This is a genomic window from Mesorhizobium sp. M4B.F.Ca.ET.089.01.1.1 (assembly GCF_004022605.1).
Taxonomy (GTDB): Bacteria; Pseudomonadota; Alphaproteobacteria; order Rhizobiales; family Rhizobiaceae; genus Mesorhizobium; species Mesorhizobium abyssinicae.
The window spans coordinates 1-7,681 of record NZ_RZOS01000276.1; the positions used below are offsets into that span (position 1 = coordinate 1).

At 64.7% G+C, this 7,681-nt stretch carries 7 protein-coding genes; 2 read left to right on the forward strand and 5 right to left on the reverse strand.

All coding sequences use genetic code 11. The features are described 5' to 3' along the window. Window positions 1–1,163 (forward strand): amino acid aminotransferase (locus EN780_RS22465; RefSeq protein WP_133372674.1); only part of this gene is annotated, 1,163 nt, incomplete at its 5' end. 84 nt (window positions 1,164–1,247) lie between these two features. Beyond that, window positions 1,248–2,072 (forward strand): nucleoside triphosphate pyrophosphohydrolase, encoded by an 825-nt coding sequence (gene mazG / locus EN780_RS22470; RefSeq protein WP_128275353.1) that lies wholly within the window; start codon window positions 1,248–1,250, stop codon window positions 2,070–2,072. A gap of 6 nt (window positions 2,073–2,078) precedes the next feature. Here mazG and hflX read toward each other — a convergent pair whose 3' ends face one another. The 5 genes from hflX to EN780_RS22495 form a co-directional block, all read right to left on the reverse strand. Next, a complete protein-coding gene (gene hflX, locus EN780_RS22475; RefSeq protein WP_128275354.1) occupies window positions 2,079–3,467 on the reverse strand; it encodes a GTPase HflX in 1,389 nt (462 codons plus the stop codon). Continuing rightward, on the reverse strand, window positions 3,468–3,713 hold the full coding sequence (gene hfq / locus EN780_RS22480; RefSeq protein WP_006202172.1) for an RNA chaperone Hfq: 246 nt from the start codon (window positions 3,711–3,713) through the stop codon (window positions 3,468–3,470). 143 nt (window positions 3,714–3,856) lie between these two features. Continuing rightward, entirely contained in the window at window positions 3,857–4,720 is an 864-nt protein-coding gene (locus tag EN780_RS22485; RefSeq protein ID WP_127286358.1) for a D-amino-acid transaminase, read from the reverse strand. 100 nt (window positions 4,721–4,820) lie between these two features. Then, complete coding sequence (locus EN780_RS22490) at window positions 4,821–6,182, reverse strand: sigma-54 dependent transcriptional regulator (RefSeq protein WP_127286357.1); 1,362 nt, start codon at window positions 6,180–6,182, stop codon at window positions 4,821–4,823. Beyond that, window positions 6,172–7,681 (reverse strand): PAS domain-containing sensor histidine kinase (locus tag EN780_RS22495; RefSeq protein ID WP_133372675.1); only part of this gene is annotated, 1,510 nt, incomplete at its 5' end. The genes EN780_RS22495 and EN780_RS22490, both read right to left, overlap by 11 nt.

Sequence of the window (7,681 nt, forward strand, 5' to 3'; positions counted from 1 at the left end):
CCCCCGCCGACAAGATCCTTGCCCTCATCGGCCTCTACCGCGCCGATCCGCGTCCGGGCAAAGTCGACCTTGGCGTCGGCGTCTACAAGGATCGCGACGGCAAGACGCCGGTGATGCGCGCCCTGCGCGAGGCCGAGAAGCGGCTGCTGCAGAGCCAGGACACCAAGACCTATCTCGGCCTTGCCGGCGACACCGGCTTCAATGCCGCCATGGCCAAGCTCACCTTCGGCGACAAGGCCGACCTTTCGCGCGTCCGTACCGCGCAGGCGCCGGGTGGTTCCGGCGCGCTCAGGCTGGTGGCCGAGTTGTTGAAGCGGACCCGCGCCGACGCCACTGTCTGGCTGTCCGACCCGACCTGGCCGAACCACATGCCGGTGATGCGCGCGGCCGGCCTGCAAATCCGCGACTACCCCTATTTCGACGCCGCTTCCGGCGCCGTGCGCTTCAAGGACATGCTGGCGGCGCTGCGGACGGCCGAGCGCGGCGACGTGGTGCTGCTGCATGGCTGCTGCCACAACCCGACCGGCGCCAATCTCGACGCCGCGCAATGGGCGGAAGTGGCCGACCTGGTCGTCGAGCGCGGCCTGCTGCCCTTTGTCGACATCGCCTATCAGGGCTTTGGCGAGGGCCTCGACGCCGATGCCGCGGGCCTGCGCCTGCTGGCCGCCAGGGTGCCGGAAATGCTCGTTGCGTCGAGTTGCTCGAAGAACTTCGCCGTTTACCGCGACCGCGTCGGCGCGGCGATGATCCTGGCCAGGGACGGCGCTGAGGCCGATGTGGCGATGAGCCAGATGCTGTCGGCGGCGCGTGCCATGTATTCGATGCCGCCGGACCATGGCGCTGCAGCGGTGCGCATCGTGCTGGAAGACGACGGCCTGCGCGCCGACTGGCAGGCGGAGCTCGAGGAGATGCGGTTGCGCATGCTGCGCCTGCGCATCGCCTTCGCCGAGGCGCTGCGCCGGCAGTCCAATTCCGACCGCTTCGACTTCGTCGCCAGCCATCGCGGCATGTTCTCGCGCCTCGGCCTTTCGGAAGCGCAGGTCGAGCGGCTGCGCACCGAGCACGCCGTCTATATGGTCGGCGACAGCCGCATCAACGTGGCCGGCCTGCCCGAAGACGGGATGGACGCGCTCGCCAAGGCGATTGTCTCTGTCCTCGACTGACGAGGTCCGCGCAGCTGTGGACAAACCGCGTTCGTCAGGCGACAGCATTGGTCGCCCGTCGAGCGTCGCGATAGGGTTTGCCGCATGAAGCCCTCCAAAAACATTGCACGGCTGATCGAGATCATGGCTGCGCTGCGCGCGCCGAAGACCGGTTGTCCCTGGGATATCGAGCAGAATTTCTCGACCATCGCGCCCTACACGATCGAGGAAGCCTACGAGGTGGCCGACGCCATCGCGCGCGGCGATCTCGACGATCTGCGCGAGGAGCTCGGCGACCTGCTGCTGCAGGTTGTCTACCACGCGCAAATGGCTGAAGAGGCTGACGAATTCGCCTTTGGCGATGTCGTCGAGGCCATCACCACCAAGATGATCCGCCGCCATCCGCATGTCTTCGGCGACGAGGAGGCGCGCAGCGCCGGCATGGCCAAGGGCATGTGGGAAAAGATCAAGGCGGTGGAGAAGGCGGAGAAGCGAAGCGCGCGCCTGGCCCGCGGGCTCGACCCGGAAGACAACGGCAAAGGGTTCCTCGACAGCGTGCCGGTCGCCCTGCCCGGGTTGACCCGAGCGCTGAAGCTGCAGGAAAAAGCCGCTCGCGTCGGCTTCGACTGGAGCGAGGCGGCCCCCATTCTCGACAAGATCGAGGAGGAGATCGGCGAACTGCGCGAGGCTTTGGCCAAGGGCGACGCAGCACCGATCAAGGACGAGTTCGGCGACATGCTGTTTGCCATCGTTAATCTCGGCCGCCACCTCAAGCTCGATGCCGAGGCAGCACTCAGCGGCACCAATGAGAAATTCCGCACCCGCTTCCACTATGTCGAGCGGGCGCTGGAAGCCTCCGGCAACACGTTGGAAAAGGCGACGCTGGATGAGATGGAAGCGCTCTGGCAGCAGGCCAAGGGCGCGAAATAACTGGGCTTAACCGTTGTTCTTGCGGTGCAATCGGCTCTCGATCTCTTGCCGTGCGCTGTGCGTGGCATTGAGCGAAATGGTGACGCTGCCATCCTCATTGTCGACCCGCGAAACAACCTCGCCGTTGCGGTAGATCCAGTCGACAAGGCCAAACTGGGCCGGCGTCAGCGTCAGCGTCGTCGTTTCCAGCTCACCCGACATCCTGGTTTCGATAAGCGCCTTCAGCGCATCGATGCCCTCGCCGGTGACCGCCGATATGGCGACCGGTGGCGCCTTGGTGGCGGCGCCATCGGCCAGCAACCGCTCCCGGTTGCCCTCGTCGAGCAGGTCGATCTTGTTCCAGACCTCGATGACGCGCTTGGCGTCACTGGCATCGACGCCAAGATCGGCAAGGATGCGCTCGACATCCTCGGCCTGCGCCGCCGTATCGGGGTCTGAGATGTCGCGCAGGTGGATGACGAGGTCGGCTTCGACCACCTCTTCCAGCGTCGCCCGGAAGGCGGCAACAAGATGCGTCGGCAGGTCCGAGATGAAGCCGACCGTATCGGACAGGATGACCGGCGTGCCATGCGGCAGGCGCACGCGGCGCAGCGTCGGGTCGAGCGTGGCGAACAGCATGTCCTCGGCCAGCACCCCAGCTCCGGTCAGCTTGTTGAACAGCGTCGACTTGCCGGCATTGGTGTAGCCGACGATCGCCACCACGGGGAATGGCACCTTCTTGCGCTTGGCGCGGTGCAGGTCGCGGGTGCGGCGCACCGTCTCCAGCTCATGCTTGAGCTTGATGATCTTTTCCTGCAACTGCCGCCGGTCGGATTCGATCTGCGTTTCGCCGGGACCGCCGAGGAAGCCGGCGCCGCCGCGCTGACGCTCGAGGTGGGTCCAGCTCCGCACAAGGCGGCCCTTCTGGTAGTTGAGATGCGCAAGCTCGACCTGCAGCGTGCCTTCCTTGGTGCGGGCGCGCTCGCCGAAAATCTCCAGGATCAGCCCGGTGCGGTCGAGCACCTTGGCGTTGAATTCCTTCTCGAGATTGCGTTGCTGCACCGGCGTCAGCGGATGGTCGACGATGACCAGTTCCGCGTGGCGCTCCTTCACGATATCGGCGAATTCCGCCACCTTGCCACTGCCGAGCAAGGTCGCCGGGCGCGGTTCGGTGACGGTCACCACGGCCGTATGAACCGGATCGAGGTCGATGGCGCCGGCGAGGCCGACCGCTTCGTCGTGGCGGGCCTCGGCGGAGCGCGTCAGGCGCGGCCGGTTGGTTTCGTCCTCGCCGCGCGGCTGGCGGGCGAGCACGGGCACAATAACGACTGCCCGGGTCGGAGCTTTGTCTTCCGGCCTCAGCTGGTGCGCTGGTTTTCCGCGGACGCTGCGGTCCACGTCTTTCTCACGTGCCAATCAGGCGCCCTGGCTTTCCTCGCCATCGAACATCTGAACCGGCTGGCTCGGCATGATCGTGGAAATGGCGTGCTTGTAGACAAGCTGGGAATGCCCGTCACGCCGCAACAACACACAAAAATTGTCGAACGAGGTGACCACGCCGGTCAGCTTGACGCCGTTGATGAGGAAGATGGTGAGTGGATTTTTGCTCTTGCGAACTGAATTCAGGAACAGGTCCTGAAGGTTTTGCGATCGTTCCGCCATTGTTTTTGTCTTTCGCCGATCCCCTTCGGTTTGCAGCCAATGCGCCAATTTATCCGGCACATGTCAAGCGCGCAAACACCCTCTTGCCGTCAAATAACGACAAGCAGAACGAGATATTGATTTTCATTCCATCTGTGCGGTTATCAGGCCGGACTTTTTTCCGCAACGTCAAAAAATGCCTGACGCAACGAAAGTGTTACGGAACCGGGGTGGCCATTGGCCACCGGAGCGCCGTCGATTGCCACGATCGGCATGGCGATCGTGGTCGCGGAGCTGATGAAGGCCTCGCGCGCCGCCTTGGCCTCGGTGACCGAAAATTTGCGCTCTTCGATCTTCACGCCGAGCTTGGCGGCAACATCGAACAGCGTCGTACGGGTAATGCCGCGCAGGATCCCGTGCTCGGCCGGCCGCGTCACCAGAACGCCATCCCCGGTGACGATCCAGGCGTTGGAGGAGCCGCCCTCGGTGACCATGCCGTCGCCGTCGACGAACCAGGCTTCCTGGGCGTCGGCCTCCTTGGCCTTCTGCTTGGCCAGCACATTGGGCAGCAGCCCGGTGCTCTTGATGTCGACCCGATCCCAGCGGTTCTCCGGCACGGTGATGACCTTGATGCCGGTCTCGGCTCGCTTGATCGCGGCGGCGGGATCGGCCTTCCTGGCGGTCACCACCAGCGACGGCCTGGTGCCGGGCGCCGGAAAGACGAAGTCACGGCTGGCGACGCCGCGCGTCACCTGGACATAGACCAGGCCGTTGACGACGTGGTTGCGGCGCACCACCTCGCGCAGGATGAGAGGCAGCACGGCCTGCGTCACCGGCCAGTCGATCGACAGTTCGCTCAGCGAGCGGTTCAGGCGGCCGAGATGGCGCGGCATGTCGACGATGAAGCCGCGCGCCACCTCGCAGACCTCATAGACGCCGTCGGCGAACTGATAGCCGCGATCCTCGATATGCACGGAAGCGTCGGCATGGGCGACATAGCGCCCGTTCACATAGGCAATGCGCGGCATGGATCACCCCTGGGGACTTTCGGTTTGTTTAAGCGATTCCGCCGCGGCCGTAACCGGCAATCGGCCGGCCGGGAGCCGCTGGACCAACACCAGGCCGTTGTCAGACGCCCAGCGACTTCAGCTTGCGGTGCAGAGCGGAGCGCTCCATGCCGATGAATTCGGCGGTTTTCGAGATGTTGCCGCCGAAGCGGTTGATCTGGGCGATCAGATAGTCCTTCTCGAACTGTTCGCGCGCCTCGCGCAGCGGCAGCGCCATGATGTGCTGGTCCGACTGGTTAGGCGTGCGCGGCATGACGTCGCCGATTTCGGAGGGCAGCAGATCGGCGGTGATCGGCGCGTCGACATCCTCGCCGCGGGCCAGGATCATCAGTCGTTCGACATTGTTGCGCAACTGCCGGACATTGCCGGGCCAGTTGTGGGCCTGCAGCACCGCCAGTGCATCGTCGCCGATGCGACGCGGCTTGATGCCGGCCTGGCGCGCGATCTGCTTCATGAAATTGTCGACCAGATAGGGGATGTCCTCGCGCCGCTCGGCCAAGCCCGGCACCGCGACCGGTACCACCGCCAGGCGGTGGTAGAGGTCTTCGCGGAAACGGCCGTCGGCGATCATTGCCTCCAGGTTCTGCGAGGTGGACGAGATGATGCGGACGTCGACCTTGACCCTCTTGGTGCCCCCTACCCGCTCGAACTGCTGTTCGACCAGCACGCGCAGGATCTTGTTCTGCGTCTCGCGCGGCATGTCAGCGACTTCGTCGATGTAGAGGATGCCGCGATGCGCCTCCTCCAGCGCGCCGACCTTGCGCTCGGTGCCGTTCGATTCTGTGCCGAACAGCTCGATCTCCATACGCTCCGGCGTGATGGTGGCCGCGCTCAAGGTGACGAACGGCGCGGCTTTGCGCGTCGACAGCGCGTGGATGGCGCGCGCGGCCAGTTCCTTGCCGGACCCGGACGGGCCGATGATCATGATGCGGCTGTTGGTCGGCGCGACGCGCTCGATGGTCTGGCGCAACTGGCTCATCGCCGACGACATGCCGATCAGGTCGAAGGTCTCGCCGCTGCGTTGCTTGAGGTCCGACACCTCGCGTCTCAGTTTCGAGGTTTCGAGTGCGCGCTCGGCGATCAGGATCAGCCGGTCGGCCTTGAACGGCTTCTCAATGAAATCATAGGCGCCGCGGCGGATGGCCGAAACCGCCGTTTCGATATTGCCGTGGCCGGAAATCATCACCACCGGCAGGTTCGGATGCATCGTCTTGATCTCGTCCAGCAGGGCCAGGCCGTCGAGACGCGAGCCCTGCAGCCAGATGTCGAGGAAGATCAGCCTCGGCGCGCGATCGGCAATCGCCGCCAGCGCGCTGTCGGCGTCGAACGCCGTGCGGGTTTCGTGACCTTCGTCGCTCAGGATGCCTGCGACGAGTTCGCGGATGTCTTCCTCGTCATCGACGATGAGAATATCAGACGCCATTACCGACCTTTTCAGTTTCTCTTTGGTGTTCCGTTCGGCCTTCGTCGCGTGGCGGCGCGGCGGCGACCGTCGCCGGCGGCAGGATGATCGAGATCATCGCGCCTCGGCCGCCGTGGAAATCCGCCGGCGCATCATGCAGTTCAAGCCGGCCGCCATGGTCCTCCACGATCTTCTTGACGATAGCGAGGCCAAGACCGGTGCCTTTTTCCCGCGTCGTCATGTAGGGCTCGAGCAGCCTTTGGCGATTTTCGCGCGGCAGCCCTCTGCCATTGTCGATGACATCGATTCTGATGGCGCCATTCTGGCGCCCGGCTTGAATCCGGATTGTGCCGTCCGAACGATCTTTTGCATCAAGTCCGTCAATGGCCTCGGCGGCGTTCTTGATGACGTTGCCGAAGGCTTGCGCCATCAGCCGGCTGTCGAAAGTGCCCTTCAGCGGTTCGCCGCCGAAATCGCGCTCGAAGGCGATGTCGGAGCGGCTGACCTCGACCAGGAAAGAGGCCTCGCGCAGCGATTCGCGCAGGTCGATGGCTTTCATCTCCGGCTTCGGCATGCGCGCAAAGGCGGAGAATTCGTCGACCATGCGGCCGATATCCTCGACCTGCCGGATGATCGTGTCGGTGCACTGGTCGAAGACCTCGCGATCCTCGGTGATGACTTTGCCGTAGCGGCGCTTTATGCGCTCGGCCGAAAGCTGGATCGGCGTCAGCGGGTTCTTGATCTCGTGGGCGATGCGCCTCGCCACATCGGCCCAGGCCGACGAGCGCTGTGCCTGGACCAGGTCGGTGATGTCGTCCACCGTCACGACGTAGGATTTCTCCTCCGAACCGTCGTCGCCGGCCTCGATGGTGATCTGGACGTTGAAAGTGCGCTCGGCGCCGGTGCGGTAGAAGGTCACCTGCTCGCGATAGACCGGCTTGCCCGACTTGCGACCGATTTCGAAGACGCGGCCGACATGCGGCAGCACAGCGGACAGGTTCTGCCCAAGTGCGGCGCTGGCCGAGATCGCCAGCATGGTCTCGGCCGATCGGTTGACGATGGTGACGATGCCGTAGGGATCGACGCCGATGACGCCGGCGGTGACGCCCGCAAGCACCGCTTCCGAGAAGCGGCGGCGCTCGTCGATCAGGTCCTTGGCGGAGAGAAGCTCGTTGCGCTGCGATTTGAGCTCGAGGATCATGTTGTTGAAGGTGTCGCCGAGCGAGGCGACGTCGCCGTCGGAGAGCCTGACCGGCACGGCGACATCGAGATTGCCGGTGGCGACCTCGTCGGCGGCGCCGATCAGCTGGCGGATCGGCCGCACCAGCCGGTCGGCGACGGCGATGCCGGTCCAGATCGCCGACAGGATGACGATCAGCGTCAGCGACAGATAGGGCAGCGCGAAAGCGACCTGCGAGGTGCGGCGGTTGTCCTGCAGGTTGCGGTATTCGTCGGTGTTCGACCTGACGATCTGGCGCGCCTTGATCACATCGGGATCGACCAGGCGGATTGTGTAGAGG